Raw genomic sequence first — 17,979 nt, forward strand, 5'->3', positions numbered from 1 at the left:
GCCGGGCGCCGGAGGCGGCCGGGAGGCGATGGAGCGGGGTGACAACAGAACCGGGGTGAGCGCGGCGAAGGTAGCGTGCCGGTGGCGCCGCGGAAATGAGTTCGGTTGGCCCCGCGACTTAGAATCTTTGCGTCACGGCGCGGCGGGCGCGCGCGGGGCCTGCGTCTGCACGCGGCGGCGATAGGCGCCGGGCGAGGCGCCGGTGAGGCGCTTGAAGACGACGCACATGTATTCGTCGTGCTCGAAGCCGGTGAGCTCGGCGATTTTCTTCATCGGGAAATCGGTCTCGAAGAGCAGCTGCTTGATCTTGGCGATCTGCACGCGCCGGATTTCCGCCTGCGGCGAACGCCCGAGCAGGCTGCGAAACTTCCGCTCCAGCAGGCTGCGCGAGGCGCCGGTGAATTTCTGCACCTGCGTCACGCTGATGCCGTGGCAGGCGTGCTCGCGGATGTAGCCGAGCGCGGCGGCGACGATGCGGTCGTCGATCGCGAGCACGTCGGTCGAGTAGCGCGGCACGACCGCGACCGGCTCGACGCGCAGGTCGGTCGAGGGCGGCGTCTCGCCGCGCATGAGCTGGGCGAGGCACTCGGCGGCGAGGTAGCCGGACTGGAACGGATTCGTGGCCACGCTCGAGAGCGGCGGGTAGGCGAGCTCGCAGCGGATGGTGTCGTTGTTCACCCCGAGCACGGCGACCTCCTCGGGCACGAGCAGGCCCGCGTTCTGCGCGGCGCTGACGACCTGGAGCGCGCGGAGGTCGTTGCAGGCCATGACGGCGACGGGCTTGGGCATGCCCTTCAGCCAGGCGGCGAGCGCGGTGGTCTGGCGCTCGTCCCAGAACGGCGTGAGGCTGCCGGGGTAGTCGACGTCGAAGACGTGGCAGCTGTGGCCGGCGAGCGCGAGCGCCTCGAGGAAGCCGTCGCGCCGCTCGCAGGCCCAGCCGTCGTTGCGGAAGCCGCAGAAGGCGAAGTTGCGGTAGCCGCGCTCGAGGTAGTGCTCGGCGCCGCAGTGGCCGAGCGCGACGTTGTCGGGGCGGATCTTGGGCACGCCGGGGAACGGCGGCACGTCGTTGAGATCGACCAGCGGCAGGCGCAGCTGGCGGCAGGCCTCGACCAGCGCCGGCGTGGTGTGGCGGCTGATGATGCCGTCCCAGCGCTTGCTGCGCAGCCACTGCGGATCGATCTCGGCCCGCGCTTCGTCGTCGAGGAACGCCGCCCACGGCCGGTGGGTGCGCTCGTAGTGCGCGACGCCCTTGAGCATGGCGTTGCACTCCTCAAAGCGAGTGAGGAAGACGAGGAGGACTTGGGGTTTCACGAAGCGGGAGGTGACGCGCGGGCGGGGCGGCCGGCGGCGCTCGGTCGTCGGTCAGGAGGTTCCCGCGAGCGAGCAGTGCTGGAGACCGGCGCGCAGCTGGTCAAGGGTCACGACGTGTGAATATTCAACGACCACCTGCCGCGGCTCGCGCGGGTAAAGCTCGAACCAGTTGTCGCTCGCGCGGTGCTCGAGCGCGGGGAAGTCGAAGCGGAAGCGGTGCTGGAAGACGCGCGAGGTAAAGGTGAGCAACGCGCGCCGCGGCGTCTCGAGCTCGATCTTCACCGTCGTGCGTCCGCGCGGCAGGGCGACGAAGCGCGGCGGCGCGAAGAAGACCGTGTCCTCGCTCACGCAGCGGCCGTCGACGTCGAGCGCGAAGCGCAGCCAGACCTGCTCGCGCCCGTGGCGGGCCAGCCAGCGCGCGCAGGCCAGCGTGTGCTGGCGCTCGCTCGCGCCGGCGCGCAGCCGCACGGCCTTGCGGCCGCGGGCGAGGCGCCGGCCGTCGGCGTGGAACAGATCCCAGCGCAGCACGCCGCGCGCGTCCTCCGCGAGGTCGGACACGGTGTGCAGGTGCACCTCGTCCACCGTGCTGCGGCGGTAGTTGCCGATGGTGACCTCCTCGTCGCCCGGCACGTGCGCGCTGGCGGTGACGGGAGCGAAGAAGCGGCGGGCGACGTAGTGCAGCGCCTTCCAGCGGCCGGTGAACTCGATCGAGCTCCACGAGGCGACGGGCCAGCAGTCGTTGAGCTGCCAGTAGAGCGCGCCCATGCAGCGCGGCATCTGGCGGCGGTAGTGCTCGACGCCCACCTGCATGCAGTGCGCCTGGTTGAGCTGCGAGAGGTAGATCAGGTCGTCCTGCGACTTCGGGAAGCGGTAGCGGCGCGACACGTAGTCGAGGATGATCTGGTTGCCGGCGCGGTTCTTCTGGTGGCACTCCATCGTGGCGCCGAAGACGTTGGCGTCGTCCGGCGGGCAGAAGGTGGCGTTGGTCGCCGGCGAGCTGTAGCTCTGCATGCCGAACTCGGAGACGAAGCGGAAGGCCCACTTCTCGTAGTCCTTCACCGGGTGGCGCGCGTGCCAGACGTCCCAGTAATGCGTGTCGCCGCGCTGCTCGCCGGCGGCGTGGTCGGTCGCCGTGTCGCCGCGCCAGGGCGAGGACGGCCAGTAGGGCGTGACGCCGTCGTGCCGCGCCACCTCGGCCGGCAGGGCCTCGTGAAACAATTTTTCGTAGGCGGCGCGCCAGGGTGCGCGGTCGCCGCCGTCGGGCGGGGCGTTGATCGACCAGACCTCGTTGTTGCCGCACCAGAGGGCGAGGCTGGCGCGGTGGCGCAGGCGGCGGAGCTGGTGCGCCGCCTCGGCGCGGACGCTGGCGACGAAGCCGCGCGTGCCGGGATAGACGGTGCAGGCGAACATGAAGTCCTGCCAGACGAGCAGGCCGAGCTCGTCGCAGAGGTCGTAGAAATCCTCGCTCTCGTAGATGCCGCCGCCCCAGACGCGGACCATGTTCATGTTCGCCTGCACCGCGCTGGTCAGGTCGCGCGCGTAGTCGGCGCGCTGCAGGTCGGCCACGAAGCTGTGGGCGGGGATCCAGTTGGCGCCCTTGGCGAAGATCGGGCGGCCGTTGACGACGAAGCGGAACGCGCGGCCCCATGCGTCGGCCGACTGGTCGAGCGCGATCGCGCGCAGGCCGATCCGGCGCAGCCAGCGGCCGCACGAGGCGCCGTCGGCGCCGAGCACCTCGACCTCGAGCACGTAGAGCGGCTGCGCGCCGTGGCCGGCGGGCCACCAGAGCTGCGGGTGCGCGAGGCGAATGGCGGCGCCCGTGCCCTCGGCGATGGTGAGGTCGTCGAGCGAGACGCGCCAGCGGCAGGTGGCGCCGCGCTCGGGCCGCGCCAGCTCGGGCTCGAGGGTGAGCGTGACCGCGCCGTCGGCGCCGTGCGCCTGCGTGACGCGGACGGAGTCGAGGCGGTTGCGGCTCCAGCCCTCGAGGCGGAGGTCGCGCCAGATGCCGGCGGTGACGAGCCGCGGGCCCCAGTCCCAGCCGAACTGGCACTGCTGCTTGCGCACGACGGTGCAGCCGCCGACGGGATCGTTGATCTCGCGCGGCGCGTGCAGCCGGCGATGCGCGGCGATGTGGCGCGCGGCGCTGGCGAAGCGGATGGACAGCTCGTTGCGGCCGCGGCGCAGCAGCGCCCGGATCGGCCAGCGGTGGCCGGTGAACATGTTGTCCGTGCGCGCGACGACGCGGCCGTTGAGGGTGACGGTCGCGAGCGTGTCGAGGCCGTCGGCGACGAGGTCGATCTCATCCTGCGCCCGGAGCGCGGCGGGCACCTCGAACCGCGTGCGGTATTCCCAGTCGCGCTCCTCGATCCAGCGCAGGCCGAGCTCATTGGTGCCGACGAAGGGATCGGGAATGACGCCGGCGCGCTGCAGGTCGGTGTGCACGCAGCCGGGGACGTGGGCGGGCAGCCAGGATTTTTTCGCGGGGTCGCGGAACTGCCAGGGACGGGCGGAGAGGGAGAAACTGTGCATGGAAAAAGGCGGGCCGGCGGCGAGGGCGCCGATGAAATTTCAGGGACGGGTCACGTGCCCGGTCAGCCAGCGCTGCAGGGCGTCCCATTGCTCGGGCGGGTAGGAGTGCCCTTGTTCGAGCATCAGCTCGAGCGTCTTCGGTGCGGCGATGACGTTGAAGGCGGCGTAGAGCGACGACGGCGTGCAGACCTCGTCGTTGTAGCCCCAGAGGTAGCAGCCCGGCACGCGCACGCGGCGGGCGAAATTCACGGTGTCGTAGTAGGCGATGGTGGCGCGCTTGGCCGGCGTGGCGTGCGGCGACTGGGCGAGTTTCTCCGCGGAGTAGGGCAACGGCTCCCCGGTGGCGCGGAAATGCAGGCGCTCGGGCGTGAGGTCGCAAAGGCCGGGATGCACGGCGAGCAGCGCGGTGACGCGCGGATCGAGCGCGGCGGTGACGATCGCGAGCTGGCCGCCCTGGCTTGCACCGGCGGCGATCAGGTTCCGGCCGTCCCAGGCCGGACGCGAGGTGAGCAGGTCGTTCGCGCGCAGGCAGCCGAGGTAGACGCGGCGGAAATAATAGGCGTCGCGGTCGTCGAGGTTGAAGCGCCAGTAGTTGTTCAGCGCACCGGCCTGGAGGCGCTCGTAAACCTCCGGCGGCAGGTTCACGGGCAGGCCGTGGATGCCGATCTCGAGCGTGATGAAGCCGAGCTCGGCGGTGGCCTTGTCGCCGGCGTAGGGGCGGACGCCCGCGCCGGGCAGGCGCAACAGCGCCGGGTAACGCCCGGGCGCCTTCGGCTCGCAGAGGATGCCGTAGAGGCGCGCGGCGCGGCTCGCGTCGGCGCCGAGCGTGCGGAAGCTAACGTGGTAGACGTTGAGCCGGTCGGTGCAGGCGTCGGGCAGGAGCGTGAGCACCGGTTCGAGCGGCACGCGCGCGAGCTGGGCCTTGCTCCGGTCCCAGAACGCGTCGAAGTCGGCGGGTTCGCCCTGGCCGGGGCGGATCTGCTCCGGCGCGCAGGCGGCGGTGGCGAGTCCGCGGTAAGTGCGTCCGCCGACCTCGGTTTCGACGATGCAGCGCAGGAAACCGGGCGTGCGCATCGCGCCGGCAGAGACGACGAGGCCCGCGGCGGGCACGGATGCGGTGACTTTGTCGGCGCGGGTGTTTTCCGGCGCGACGGTGTAGGTCGCGACGGCGCCGGGGACGGGATGGCCGTCGGCGAGCACCTGGATGCGGAAGGCCACGGGCTCGCCCGGCGCGTAGGTCCAGTCGGCGCGGTCGGGTGCGACCTGCACGCGGACGCTCGCCAGCCGGCGTTGGGCCGGGCCGGGCACGGGCGCGAGTTCGACCGCCGCGGCGGCGAGCGCCGCGCTGGCGAACCCGAGCGGCGCCAGCGTGCGGAGCAGGACGACGGCGAGGCGCATCACTTGGTGCCCGAGGGGAGACGGCGGGCGCGAATGCCTTGGCCAGCACCGGAGTCAGCGCCTGCGTCCAGAGCGCGTAGCCCGCCGCGTTCATGTGGAGGCGGTCGGGGCCGAAGAGCTCGGCGCGCGGCTGGCCGTCGGCGTCGAGCAGGGGCGAGGCGACGTCGACGAAGGTGCAGCGCGGGTCCGCGGCGCACTCGGCGGCGATGAGGGCGTTGGCGGCGCGGAACTTCGCCGCGTGCGCGGCGCGCGCCGGGCTCGGCTTGCACGAGAGGTAGATCAGGCGCGCGGCCGGCAGGGCGGCGTGCAGCCGCCGGCGGAAGGCGAGGAAGTCGGCGCGGACCTGCTCGGGGGCGGCCCCGGCGGCGAGGTCGTTTTCCCCGGCGTAGAGGACGACGACGCGCGGGGCGCGCGGCGTCACGAGCTGGTCGAAATAGAAGACGCTGTCGGCGAGGTGCGAGCCGCCGAAGCCGCAGTTGACGGTGCGCCACGGCGGGAAGTCGTGCGCCAGGCTCTTCCACATGCGCACCGACGAGCTGCCGATGAAGACGGCGTCGACGGAAGGATCGCCGGGGCGCGGCGCCAGGGCGGCGACCTGGTCGCGCCACTGCGCGGGATCGGCTTGGGCGGCGGGGGCCAGCGCGAGGGCGATGGCGGCGAGGAAAACCAGGGGCGGGGAAACGCGAACAGCACGCGCATGCGCCAAGTTGCCACGCGCACCGCCGCGGGGGAATGAGAACCTTTGTCCGGCCAGCTGAGAATGGTGGAGGCGTGGGTCGCTCCACCAGCTGAGGCGGAAAGCGCGATCGGGCGCGCGCCTTCGAGCAGACGCGCGCGGGAATCGCTATCTTCCGGCCGCCGAGGCTGCGGGCGCGGACGACCGGGGTGCCGTCCCGGCGGTCGCCGCGGCCTGGTCGACGAGGCTGTGGTAGCGTTCGAGCTGGTGCTCGACCATCGCGGGCGACCAGTTCAGCAACTCCGCCATCCAGCCGGCCACGCGGCGGGCCTGGGCCTCGGTGTCGGTGTGATAGTAGTGCCAGCTGCTCCGGCGCACGAGGACGTCGTCGAGGTGGCGCGCCCACTCGTGACGGACGTAATGCTCGACCGCGGCGCGCGTGCAGGCGCCGGGCACGATCGAGCTGAACGCCGCCTCCGGTCCGCTCGCCAGCAGCGGCTCGTCCGCCGTGCGGCTGTGCGCTTCTCCCTTGCCGAGGAAGCGGGCAAGGCGGTCGCCGGCCTGCTCGGCCATCAGGCGGTAGGTGGTGAGTTTGCCGCCGGTGATGTCCCACCAGCCCGGTTCCGGCGAAAGAATCTGGTGCTCGCGCGAGACGTCGGAGGGCGTGCCGTCCGGGTTCGCCACGAGCGGGCGCAGGCCGGCCCAAGAGCTGATGACGTCCTGCGGCTGCAGGTCGACCCGCGGGAAGAACCGCGCCACGGTGTCGAGGACGTAGCGCACGTCCTCGGGTTGCACGCGGACCGCCTCGGGCGCGCCCTCGTAGTCGGTGTCGGTGGTGCCGACGATCGTGCGCTCGCCCCAGGGCAGGACGAAGAGCAAGCGTTTGCCCTCGGTGATGACGACGGCCTCGCGCGTGGCGAGGCGCGCGCGATCGACCACGATGTGGATGCCCTTGCTCAGGCGGAGCTTCACCGCGCTGTGGGGCACGCCCTCGGCCCACGGGCCGGTGGCATTCACGATGGCGCGTGCGCGGACGGTGGCGGTGCGCCCGGTGAGCTCGTCGCGGACTTCGCAGTGCCAGACCTCGCCGCGGCGGCTGGCGTCCACGAGGCGCGTGTAGTTGGCCACGACCGCCCCGTGCTGCGCCGCGGAGCGCAGGGTGTCGACCACGAGCCGGGCGTCGTTGGTGAGGCCGTCGTAGTAGAGCACGGCGCCGGCGAGCCGGTCGATTTTCAGTTGGGGTGCGAGGCCCTGCACCGCCGCGACGTCGAGGCGGCGCGAGGGTTTCAGGTTCCGCCCGCCGCAGAGGAGGTCGTAGAGCTTCACGCCGATGCCGAGCTGCCAGAGCGGGCGGCCCTCGCCGCGATAGGCGGGGAACACGAAGCCGAGCGGCTGCGCGAGGTGCGGCGCGAGCTTGTGCAGGCGCATCTTCTCGACGCTCGCCTCGCGCACGAGGCGGACGCGGCCCTGTTCCAGGTAGCGCAGGCCGCCGTGCAGCAGGCGGCTCGAGCGGCTGCTGGTGCCGAACGCGAAGTCGTGCCGGTCAACCAGCGCGACGCGCAGCCCGCGCATGGCGGCGTCGCGGGCGACGCCGGCGCCGACAATGCCGCCGCCGATCACGAACGCGTCGAAGATTTCTCCCGTCAGTTGTTCGAATACAGTCTCTCTATTCATGGCCGAAGGGATGCCGGGCGCCGCGCCTCGGCGAGGAGGTCGCCGAACTCCGCCAGGCTCGGCACGACCAGATCGGGCGACGGCGTGGCACGGGCGGCGTCATCGGCCGTGGCTTCGCCGGTGAGCACGAGCACGCCCAGGGCGCGGGCGCGGCGCGCCATGGCGATGTCGGTGTAGATGCGGTCGCCGACCATCGCTACGGCCTCCGGCGCGATGCGATGCCGGCGCAGGATGCCGTCGAGCATCGACGGGTCGGGCTTGCCGAAAACCTGATCGGGCGCGCGGCCGGTGGCGGCCTGGAGGGAGGCGCAGATGGCGCCGCAGTCGACGAGCACGGTGGGCTGGTCGGTCGGGCAGACGAAATCGGGATTGGTCGCGAAATACGGCTTGCCCTGCCGCACCCACCACGCGGCGCGGCAGAGGCGAGGGTAGGCGAGCGTGAGATCGAAGCCGACCACGACCGCGTCCGGCACGTCCTCGTCGCGATCCTCCATGAGCAGGAATCCCGCGTCGCGGAACTGCGCCAGCATGCTCGGCGTGCCGAGCACGAAGAGCCGGCGGAAGCCCGGGTGCTGGGTGCGGAGGTGGTCGATGACGGCGAGCGCCGACGTGTGCAGCTCCTCGGGCCGCGCGGTCAGCCCCATCTTGCGCAGGTGCGCGAGGTAGTCGGCCGGGCTTTTCGAGGGGTTGTTGGTCAGGAAGGTGTAGCCGATGCCCAATTCGCGCAGGCGCGCCAGGAACGGCAGCGTGCAGGCGAAGAGTGTGCCGCCCTTGTAGATGGTGCCGTCCATGTCGAGCGCGACATGGGCGATGCCGGCGAGGCGGGCGAGGGGAAGGTCGCTGACGGGAGCGTTCATGGTCAGGCCGGATCGTCGTAGCCGTGCGCCCGCGCCGGCCAGGCGAGGGCGAACAGCAGCGTGCCGACGACCGCGACGGCGAGGAGCGCGGCGAACGCCACGCCCCAGCCCTGCGCATCCACCAGCCGGCCGAGGCCCCAGCCGGAAAGGATGGTGCTGAGATAACCGAAGATGCCGGTGAAGCCGACGGCGGTCGCCGCCGCGCGCTTGGTGGCGAGGTTGGCCGCGGCGATGCCGACGAGGGCCTGCGGGCCGTAGATGAAGAATCCGCCGGCGCCGAGCAGCACCGTCGCCAGCCACGGCGGGGGCGCGGCGAGTTTCCAGAAAAGCAGCAGCACGACGCTTGCGCCCGCCATGCAGATCACGCACACGCGCACCGCGCGGCCGCCGAAGAAGCGATCGGTGCACCAGCCGGCGACGAGCATGCCGGCGATGCCCGAGATCTCGAAGGCGGCGACCATCCAGCCGGCCTGGTGCAGCGGGATGTTCTTCCACTCGCGCAACAGCGTCGGACCCCAGTCGAGGATGCCGTAGCGCACCGTGTAGACGAAGAAGTTGGCGAGCGCGATGAGCCACATCGTGCGGTTGGCGAAAACCTGCCGGCGCACGAACGCCCCGAAGTTGTCGTCCCGGGGGGACGCGGCGACGGAACCGGTCTTGATCTCCGGCAGGCCGACGGAGCTCGGCGTATCGCGCAGCGTGAGCCAGAGCAGCCCGGCGATCACGACCGCGAGAATGGCGGGGGCGAAGAAGCACCAGCGCCAGCCGAAGCCGACGACGTAGCCGCAGAAGATCACGACCAGCGCCGCGCCGATCGAGTGCGAGGTGTTCCAGATCGACATCTTCGTCGCCAGCTTCTCCGGCGGGAACCAGTGCGTCATGAGCCGCGCGCACGGCGGGAAGCCCATGCCTTGGACCCAGCCGTTGATCATCCAGAAGATGCCGAAGGCGACGGCGACCGAGCTCAGGCCGAAGGCGACGTTGGCCAGGGCGGACAGCAGCAGGCCCGCGACCATGAAGACGCGCGCGTTGACGCGGTCGCCCCAGAAGCCGTTGGCGAACTTCGAGACGCCATAAAGCAGGCCGTGCAGCGTGAGGAAGAGGCCGAGGTCGCCCTTCGTGATCCCGAGATCGTGCTGCATCGCCGGCATGGCGACGCTGAGGTTCTTGCGGACGAAATAGAACGCCGCGTATCCCACCATGCTCGCGAGCAGCGTGCGCGTCTGCCAGTAGCGGAAGCGCTCCGGCACGCCCGCGGCTTCGGGCGCGGTGGAGGGGGCGGTGGGCGAAGCGATCATGTGGCTGAGCCCCACGGACCGTTGGGCGCGAAAAGAGTGCCGAGGCACGGCTCCAGCAGCCCGGTGCGAACCGCCAGGTCGAGCACGGTGAACCGGCGCCGCAGGTGATAGGCGCGGATGAAGCTGCCGCGCAGCCGCTCGCGCGTGAGGCCGATCGCCTCGGGGGTCGCGGGCGCGCCGACAAGTTCGAGGCGCCGGCGGAGCTCGCGCGAGGGGACGAGTTGCGCGGACAACTGCGGGCGGAGATCGGGCCAGAGGGCGCTCGCGCGGAGCAGCTGGGCGCGGAGCTCGTCGCGCGAAACGTGCTTGGCGAGCGATTCCTGCACGGCGGTATCGACGAAATCGGTGTCGGCGAACCGGCGGCGGATGTCGGCTTCGAGCTGCGCCCGGTCGGGCCAGCGCGCGCAGCAGGCCTCGACGTCGAGCTGGTGGATCGGCTGCGCGAGGAGCGCTTCGTAGAGCGTCGTGACCGCGAGGGTGGCGACGCCCACCTTGAACCCGTGCGACGGCGCGACGCCGTCATGGGTGTGGTGCTCCATGTCCCACAAATGGCTGAACTGGTGCTCGGCGCCCGAGGCGGGGCGGCTGGACTTGGTCCATTGCATCGCGAAGCCGCCGAGCATCAGGCCCTCGACCAGCGGCGTGATGGCCGTGGGGCGGCCGGCGCGCGCTCCCGCTGGATCGGCGAGCGCCTCGTCGAGACCGCCCTGCACGATGGTCCAGGCGCGCGCCTCGATTGCTTCGACCCCGAGCGCGTCCGCCAGCAGCCAGTCGGCGCCCGCCGTGATCTTGGCCTGGAGGTCGGCGTAGCCGGATGCGGTCATCTCCGGCGGCGCGTGGCGAATGACGTCGATGTCGGCCACGACGGCGCGGGGCGCGGGACAGTTGAAAGTCTGCTTGGCTCCCCGATAGGTGATCGAGGCCCCGAAGGCGGTGTAGCCGTCCATCGATGCCGCGGTCGCCACGCACAGGTAGGAGCGGCCGGTGCGGTGGGCGGCCAGCTTCACCAGGTCGTTGATCGTGCCCGAGCCGACCGCGATCGGGACCGCATCGTGGGCGGCCAGCGCCTGCTCCAGCGGTTCGACGTAGCGGTGCTCGGCGTAGAGGGCGGGATCGCGGAACACGAAGGGCTCCGCGCCGGCCAGGCCCGCCGCGCGCAGGCCCGCCTGCACCGCCTGCCCGGCCACGTTCCAGGTGTTCACGTCACAGACGACCACCGCGCGGGCGCCGGCAAACTGTTCCCGGAACACCGCCGGGACGCGCTCGAGGACGCCGGGCCCGATCAGCAGGGAGCGGGTTTCGCGGGCGGAGCTGAGAGCTTCCGCGACGCCGACCGGGGCGGGGCGGATGGCAACGGAGGAGGGGACGGGGAGCATCGAAAGGAGGAGCCCAGCCGCGCCGCCGACCATGGGGCCGGCGCAGACGGTGGCAGGTGGAGGCAGCAAAGCGGCGCCCCCGGTGCGACGCAAGGAATAAACAGACAGAATAAATATGCAGAGCGACTTGGGCGGGCTACTTCGCCTTGCGCCGGGCGGGCGGCAGGGGAGTGGCCAAGAGCGTCATAGCCCCGGTCTCGTCGATGATGAGCCCGTTGATGAGCCGGCCGCGGATCGCGGCGGAGATGGCGGCCGTGCGGTCGTTGCCGGAAACCACGCCGATCGTCTGCGGGATCTTGCGCAGCTGGGCCGCCTCGGCGCTCATCACCTGGTCGCGCCAGTCGGTCTCGCATTCCTCGCCGTTCTTGTCGAAGAAGCGTCCGCAGACCTCGCCGACCGCGCCGGCGTCGCGGAGCTCCTGAATGTTCTCCGGGCTCAAGGTTCCCCGTTCGACGAAGACGGAATTTTCCAGCGTGCCCACGCCGACGATGGCCACTTGGGCGCGGCCGAGGTGGTCGTGGACGGCGCGCACCTGCGGGAGCTTGAGCAGCGTGTCGCGCGTGCGCTTCTCGGGGATGTAGGCTGGGGCGTTGAGGGCGAGAAAGCTGCCGCCGAGCCGCTGGGCGACGACGCGGCCGACTTCCTGCGCGTCGAACGCGCTGACGTTGGAGTCGACGCTGCCCATCGCCTGCACGACGGTCAGGGCCTTGTTGCGCACCTCGGGAAGGTGGTGCACGAGCTCATGGATGGTGCGGCCGCCGGCGATGGCCACGACGTCGCCCGGCTTGATCAGCGCGTTGAGCGCGTCGGCGGCGAAGTGTCCCACGGCCTTGCGGAGCTCGGTGTTGGTGAAACCCTCCACGGTCTTGATCACCACCACGGTTCCCAGACCGAAACGGGAGCGGATCTGGGCCTCGAGCTCGGTGTGGCGGGGCTCGTAGTCGGCCACGGTGATGCGCACGATCCCGCGCTCGCGGGCGAGGGCGAGCAGCCGGGAGACCTTCGCCTGCGAGACCTTGACGAACTTGGCGACCTCGTTCTGGCCGAGGCCGTCGATGTAGTAGAGGCGGGCGGCGAGGCGGAGCCGGTCGTCGGAATAAAGATTCGGCATGGTAGGAGAATGAAGGCGGAGAAAATGCGAGGGGCGAAAACCCACCTTGAGCAGACCGGCGGGGCTTGTCGATGCCATGTAAGATCGGCGCTCCCCGTGCCGGCGCGGGCTTGACAGCCGGGGAGCAAGCCGTCCAAGGTAGTGAATCGGAATGCGGAATAAATATTCTGCACGCCCGCTACCCCATGACCCTCGACCCCCACCTCGCCCGCATGGGCCGGACCGCGGTTTTTTCCGCGAGCCGGCCGGCGTCTCATCCTCCGCGGCTTGCATGCCGCACCCGTCGTCACCGAATCTTAACCTCTCCGCGCGCTTTCAGGTTTGTCTGCCCGGGGCCCGCTCGTGTGCGCTGTGAATGCATCGTCTGAATAATCATTCAATTTCCCGCCAACTCACCACCCCCATGATTCCCGCCCTTCGTCCTCGTCTCCCGGGTTTTCCGACCCTGCGTTTCCTGCTGTTCGTTCTGCCGCTGCTGCTCGTGGCGCCGGCGCTCCCGGCCCAGACCGCGGCCGTCGGGGCCGTGCGCGGCCGGGTGTTCAATGCGGCGACCCGTGAATACATCCGCAACGCCGAGATCCGGGTCGCGGGCACGCCGATCGCCGTCTACTCGGAGGACGGCGGCAATTTCACCGTGCCGGCCGTGCCGGCCGGGGAGGTCACGCTCGTCGCCAACTACAGCGGCCTGCAGGAGGCCCGGGCCGTGCTCACGGTCGTGGCGGGGCAGACCGCGGCCTATGACTTCACGCTGAGCGAGCTCTCCTACGCCGGCATCGCGGCGGGCGAGAAGGTGGTGCAGCTCGAGAAATTCGAGGTCGCGGGCACCCGCAGCGGCCAGGCGAAGGCGATCATGGAGCGCCGCGCGGCCACCAACGCGAAGAACGTCGTCGCCGCCGACAACTACGGCGAGCTCACGATGGGCGACGTCGGCGAATTCATGAAGTCGATGCCCGGCCTCTCCCTCGACTACGTGGAGGTCGACACCAGCGCGGTGCGCATCGGCGGCCTGGATCCGAAATACTCCAACTTCACCACCGACGGCGCCCGCATGGCCACCGCCACGTCCAACAACACCGTCGGCCGCCAGAATTCCTTCGAGCAGATGTCGATCACCGGCATCGAGTCGATCGAGTTCAACAACACGCTCACCGCGGGCATGGACGCCGACTCGCCCGGCGGCTCCATCAACCTGCGCAGCAAATACGCCTTCCAGCGCAACGGCCGCTCCGTCGTCTTCCAGCTCTACGGCGTGGGCACCTCCGACGCCGACCTGAAGCGCGAGTATTTCCCCGACGACAAGAAGCACTCGCGGATCTTCCCCTCCGGCCAGTTCGGCTACGCGGACATCTTCCTCGATGGCCGCCTCGGCGTGGAGTTCAACACGAGCTACAACGCCAACTTCGTCCAGCAGGACCGCAACCAGGTCCGCTACAACTACACCGCCTCGGGCGCGACGGTCGACAATCCCAAGATCAACGACATCATGTGGCGCCCCGGCCCGAAGATGACGCACCGCGAGGCGGCGAACCTGAGCGTCGACTACAAGCTCACGCCCAACCTGGTCGCCTCGCTCCGCGGCACCTACTCGTTCTACGACGTCGAGTATGTGAACCAATACACCTACCTCTACGCGCCCGTCGCGAATCAGCCGGCCGGCAGCACCCTCACCCACGTGGTCGTGAATCCCACCAACGCCACCACCGGCGCGACCTCCACCGGCAGCAGCAGCCCGCGGCTCAGCACCGAGTATTCGCACCGCTACGCCGGCACCCCCGTCTGGCTGTTCGCGCCGAAGCTCGAATACAAGGGCGACACCTGGCAGGCCACGCTGCGCGGCAGCTACTCGAGTGCGGAATACAACTTCCGCGACACCGCCAAGGGCTTCTTCCAGCGCACCGACAACTGGCTCACGCGCCTCGGCTTCACCGCCGACCGGCCCTCGGAGGATTCGCCGACCTGGACGCTGGCGCAAACCGCCGGTCGCCCGTGGGGCGACGCGAACAACTGGAATCGCGACGACGCGCGCGGCGTCAACATCCGCGCCGCCGGCTCCGACAGCCTCAACGAGCAATACACCGCGAATCTCGACCTGAAGAAGACGCTCACGGTCCGCACCCTTCCGGTCACCCTCCTCGGCGGCGTCGGCGCGCGCACCAACGACTGGAAGACGAACGAGGGCTCCTACAAGGCCTACACCTACGTTGGGCCCACCGGCAAGCAGACCGATCTCGAGGCCGTGATTCCCGCGACGCAGAACTACAAGTTCGACCTCGGCCTCGACGGCAAGGGCGGCAACATCACGGCGCAGAACTGGCGCGCCGACAGCAATTACGCCACCTACGACATCTTCCAGCAGCATCCCGAGTATTTCCTGCCCGACACGAACGGCAACCTGACCCGCCAGCTGCAGAACAACAAAAAGATCTCCGAGGACATCAGCTCGGGTTACCTCGAAGGCCAGACCCGGCTCGGTCGCGCCCGCTTCGACCTCGGTCTCCGCTACGAAAAGACGAAGACCGCCGCGCTGGTCGCCGACGTCCGTCCCGACAAGGAGGTCGTCGCCGCCGGCTACGCGACGAACACCGTCGCCGGCATCCTCTACAAATACCACAACGGCGAGCAGACCACGCGCCGCGGCGAATACGACAACTGGTTCCTCAGCGGCGGCTTCAAATACGACTTCAGCAAGAAGCTCGTCGGCCAGCTCGCCTTCAGCGACTCGATTCTCCGTCCCGACTACGCCAATCTCGGCGGTGTCACGACGGTGAACGACTCGACGCAGATCGTCACGGTGCCGAATCCCGAACTGAAGCCCGAGCAATCGCGCAAGTATTACGCCGGCCTCCAATACTTCCTCGAGCCGTCCGGCGTCGTCGGCCTCTCCTACTACAAGCTCCAGGTAAAGAACCTGCAGCAGACCGGCTTCACGGTGAATCCCGAGGACGTCGGCTACAGCGCCAGCGACTACCCGGGCTACACTTTCGTCAGCGCGCAGAACGCGCCCGGCACCTCGGAGACCGAGGGCCTTACGTTCGAATACAGCCAGCAGCTCACGTTCCTGCCCGGTGTGCTCAAGGGCCTCAGCCTTTACGGCTCGGTCACGCGCGTCATCGCCGACGGCGTGCGCATCGGCACGCCCAACAAGGTCGCCAACTGGGGGCTCCGCTACCGCTATCGTCGCTTCAACGCCCAGATCAACGGCAACTGGCAGTCCGCGTCGCGCCTCGGCGCGGTCAACGACAAGCTCACGACCAACAACACCGGCATCCGCTGGTTGGACTCGCGTGAACTGTGGAGCGTCAGCGCGAGCTACCGGCTCAGCTCGCACCTCGAGCTCATGATCGCGGGCCGCAACATCTTCAACGCGCCCTCCGTCCAATACTCCAACGTGCCCGGCCGCATCTACCTCTACGACACCTACGGGTCGCTGTGGAGTGCCGGCATCAAGGGCACCTTCTGACGCCTGCGGGGCGTCGACGCCGAAAGGTCCCACGCCCCTTTTTTGTGCGCCTGCGCGCCCACCCTCCGTCTCCTCCCCAACCCCGATCCCCATGAAACGTCCGCTTTCTTCCCTGGCCGCCCTGTCTTTCCTGCTGGCGCTGCCGCTCGCGGCCCGCGCCGCCTACTACAACACCTACACGACCGTCGCCACCCTTCCCAACGCGAACAGCTGCGCCCAGACGCAGGGATTCGACACGGGCAGCACCTACGCTTACAGCGTCAAAGTCAGCAGCGACAACGCCCGCGCCATCATCCTGCGCACCGCGAAAAGCGACGGCTCGACGACGCTGATGACCAACGGCGACAACGGCACCACCTACGCCACCTACCTCGATCACGCGAACGACCTCACCCTCTCGAGCATCAACGGCGACACCTGCATGTTCGTCACCACGATGACCTCGGGCAGCCTCAGCCTGGTGAAGCTGCTGTATAGCGGCAGCACCTACTACAAGGTCGGCAACTACACGCTGAGCTATGACGGCAACGCCGTCTCGATGTCCGGCATCAAGAAGATCATGTCCGACACGAACAACGACTACTTCCTCTTCAAAAGCGGCCTGAACTACTACTGGGGCACCGTGCCGAAGAGCGCGAACAGCGGGACGATCACCCTGACCCACGGCTTCACCATCAACATCGTCGATGCGCTCGTGAACGGCAGCACGGTCCCCGACATCACCAGCTACCTCGGGCAGGGCATCGGCTACTCCTTTGCCAACGACCGCCTGTTCGTCCCGCTGACCTACCAGAACGTCAGCATCGTGCTGGTGTATGAAAACGTGACCACCGCGTCCGGCACGATCACGTCGAATCCGAACCTGTCGTTCCGCATCACCTCGAGCACCTACTCCAACCTGTTTGAGATCGAATCCTGCTCGGTCGAGGACGGGAAGCTCTACTTCAACTGCAATCGCCGGACCGACAAAAACGACACCGCCCACGATGCCGTCTGCTACTTCAACGGCTACGTCGACTAGGCCGCGGCGCGCCCCGGCCGCGTTTTCGCCGCTGACACTCCCGCTCCCGTCCCCCCAGCCTCAGCTCCATTGCCCATGAATCTTCGCCACCGCCTCCTCGCCCGCCTGGCGCTGCCGCTTTTTGCGTGTGTCTCCGCGTGCGCGGCGGCCGATGCACCCGCGCCCGCGCGCCCGCTGCCGCCGCTCACCCAGAACGGCGGCACCTGGCCGACCAGCCACGTCCAGGGCATCGCCGTCGACCTCCAGGGCGGCTACATCTACTACTCGTTCACCACGCTGCTCGCGAAATACGACTTCAGCGGAAAGCTCGTCGGCACGCTCGTCGGCTGGGCCGGCCACCTCGGCGACCTCGACTTCAACCCGCGCGACGGTCGCGTTTACGGCTCGCTCGAATACAAGAAGGACCGGGCCTTTTATGTCGCCGTCATCGACGTGCGCCGCCTCGACCGCATCGGCGTCGACGCGGCGAAATCGGACCTCTTCCGCACCGTCTACCTGCCCGAGGTGGTCAAGGACTACGCCGCGGACATGAACGGCGACGGCAAGTTCGACGGCGACGTCGCGCAGACGCCCGACCACCGCTACGGCTGCTCCGGTATCGACGGCGTCAGCTTCGGCCCGGAGTTCGGCCGCACCGATGGCCCGCGCTACCTCACCGTCGCCTACGGCATCTATGCGAACACACAGCGCTCGGACAACGATCATCAAGTGCTGCTGCAATACGACGTCACCGACTGGGAACGCTACGCGCGGCCGCTGACCGAATCCGCGCCGCACCACAGCGGCCCGGCGGAGGTGCACGGCAAATACTTCGTCCGCACCGGCAACACGACCTACGGCGTGCAGAACCTCGCCTACGACGACGTGCAGCAGCGCTGGTTCATGGGCGTGTATCAGGGCAAGAAGCCGGCCTTCCCCAACTACCTCCTGTTCGCCGTGGACGCGCGCACCGCGCCGAAGCGGAGCGATCTGGTCGGCGTTCCCGCCGCCGGAGGCCATGGCACGGAGCAGGGGATGCTGCTCGCGCTGGCGGCCGACGGTCTGAACGACGCCACCACCGGCATCCGCGGGTGGAATCAGAAAGCCGACGTCGGCATCCAGCCGCTCGGTCACGGCCTGTTCTATCTCGCGGTCAACTCCGGCGTCAAAGGCCGGCAGACCGGCGACATCACGCTCCACCGCTGGACCGGCGCGCCGGCGGCGCCGTTCGCTCCCGCCACGGCCGCCGATCTCCTGCCGCTGACCGCGCCCTGACCGCGTTGGAGCGG

At 69.6% G+C, this 17,979-nt stretch carries 11 protein-coding genes and 1 pseudogene; 3 read left to right on the forward strand and 9 right to left on the reverse strand.

The genetic code is table 11. The features are described 5' to 3' along the window. Positions 1–132 precede the first annotated feature (132 nt). The 9 genes and pseudogenes from ACMYLB_RS03230 to ACMYLB_RS03270 all read right to left on the reverse strand — a co-directional run bounded on the left by ACMYLB_RS03230 (position 133) and on the right by ACMYLB_RS03270 (position 12,230). Complete coding sequence (locus tag ACMYLB_RS03230; RefSeq protein ID WP_415909542.1) at positions 133–1,311, reverse strand: XylR family transcriptional regulator; 1,179 nt, start codon at positions 1,309–1,311, stop codon at positions 133–135. 51 nt (positions 1,312–1,362) lie between these two features. Then, positions 1,363–3,840: a beta-mannosidase gene (locus ACMYLB_RS03235; protein WP_415909543.1), complete on the reverse strand. Its 2,478-nt coding sequence runs from the start codon at positions 3,838–3,840 to the stop codon at positions 1,363–1,365. A 39-nt stretch (positions 3,841–3,879) separates the two neighbouring features. Next, positions 3,880–5,238, reverse strand: coding sequence for an acetylxylan esterase (locus tag ACMYLB_RS03240; RefSeq protein ID WP_415909544.1), 1,359 nt, complete (start codon positions 5,236–5,238; stop codon positions 3,880–3,882). A gap of 118 nt (positions 5,239–5,356) precedes the next feature. Next, positions 5,357–5,761 (reverse strand): annotated as a pseudogene (locus ACMYLB_RS03245) (GDSL-type esterase/lipase family protein); the annotation flags it as partial. Positions 5,762–6,082: 321 nt separating this feature from the next. Further along, the gene (locus ACMYLB_RS03250; protein ID WP_415909545.1) at positions 6,083–7,588 is read right to left on the reverse strand and encodes a glycerol-3-phosphate dehydrogenase/oxidase; all 1,506 of its coding nucleotides are present in this window, start codon (positions 7,586–7,588) and stop codon (positions 6,083–6,085) included. Continuing rightward, complete coding sequence (locus tag ACMYLB_RS03255) at positions 7,585–8,445, reverse strand: HAD-IIA family hydrolase (protein WP_415909546.1); 861 nt, start codon at positions 8,443–8,445, stop codon at positions 7,585–7,587. Before ACMYLB_RS03255 ends, ACMYLB_RS03250 begins: the two co-directional genes overlap by 4 nt. A gap of 2 nt (positions 8,446–8,447) precedes the next feature. Then, complete coding sequence (locus ACMYLB_RS03260; RefSeq protein ID WP_415909547.1) at positions 8,448–9,743, reverse strand: MFS transporter; 1,296 nt, start codon at positions 9,741–9,743, stop codon at positions 8,448–8,450. Beyond that, positions 9,740–11,119, reverse strand: coding sequence for a sn-glycerol-1-phosphate dehydrogenase (locus tag ACMYLB_RS03265; RefSeq protein ID WP_415909548.1), 1,380 nt, complete (start codon positions 11,117–11,119; stop codon positions 9,740–9,742). Before ACMYLB_RS03265 ends, ACMYLB_RS03260 begins: the two co-directional genes overlap by 4 nt. 136 nt (positions 11,120–11,255) lie before the next feature. Then, positions 11,256–12,230: a sugar-binding transcriptional regulator gene (locus tag ACMYLB_RS03270; protein WP_415909549.1), complete on the reverse strand. Its 975-nt coding sequence runs from the start codon at positions 12,228–12,230 to the stop codon at positions 11,256–11,258. 403 nt (positions 12,231–12,633) lie between these two features. On the opposite strand from ACMYLB_RS03270, the gene ACMYLB_RS03275 reads away from it, so the two are divergent. From ACMYLB_RS03275 to ACMYLB_RS03285, 3 genes are all read left to right on the forward strand, one after another. Further along, positions 12,634–15,690: a TonB-dependent receptor domain-containing protein gene (locus tag ACMYLB_RS03275; protein WP_415909550.1), complete on the forward strand. Its 3,057-nt coding sequence runs from the start codon at positions 12,634–12,636 to the stop codon at positions 15,688–15,690. Between the two features lie 91 nt (positions 15,691–15,781). Next, a complete protein-coding gene (locus ACMYLB_RS03280; RefSeq protein WP_415909551.1) occupies positions 15,782–16,711 on the forward strand; it encodes a hypothetical protein in 930 nt (309 codons plus the stop codon). Positions 16,712–16,786: 75 nt separating this feature from the next. After that, positions 16,787–17,965: a hypothetical protein gene (locus ACMYLB_RS03285; protein ID WP_415909552.1), complete on the forward strand. Its 1,179-nt coding sequence runs from the start codon at positions 16,787–16,789 to the stop codon at positions 17,963–17,965. The last annotated feature ends 14 nt before the right edge of the window (positions 17,966–17,979 follow it).

This window comes from Oleiharenicola sp. Vm1, from assembly GCF_047777955.1.
Taxonomy (GTDB): domain Bacteria; phylum Verrucomicrobiota; class Verrucomicrobiia; order Opitutales; family Opitutaceae; genus Didemnitutus.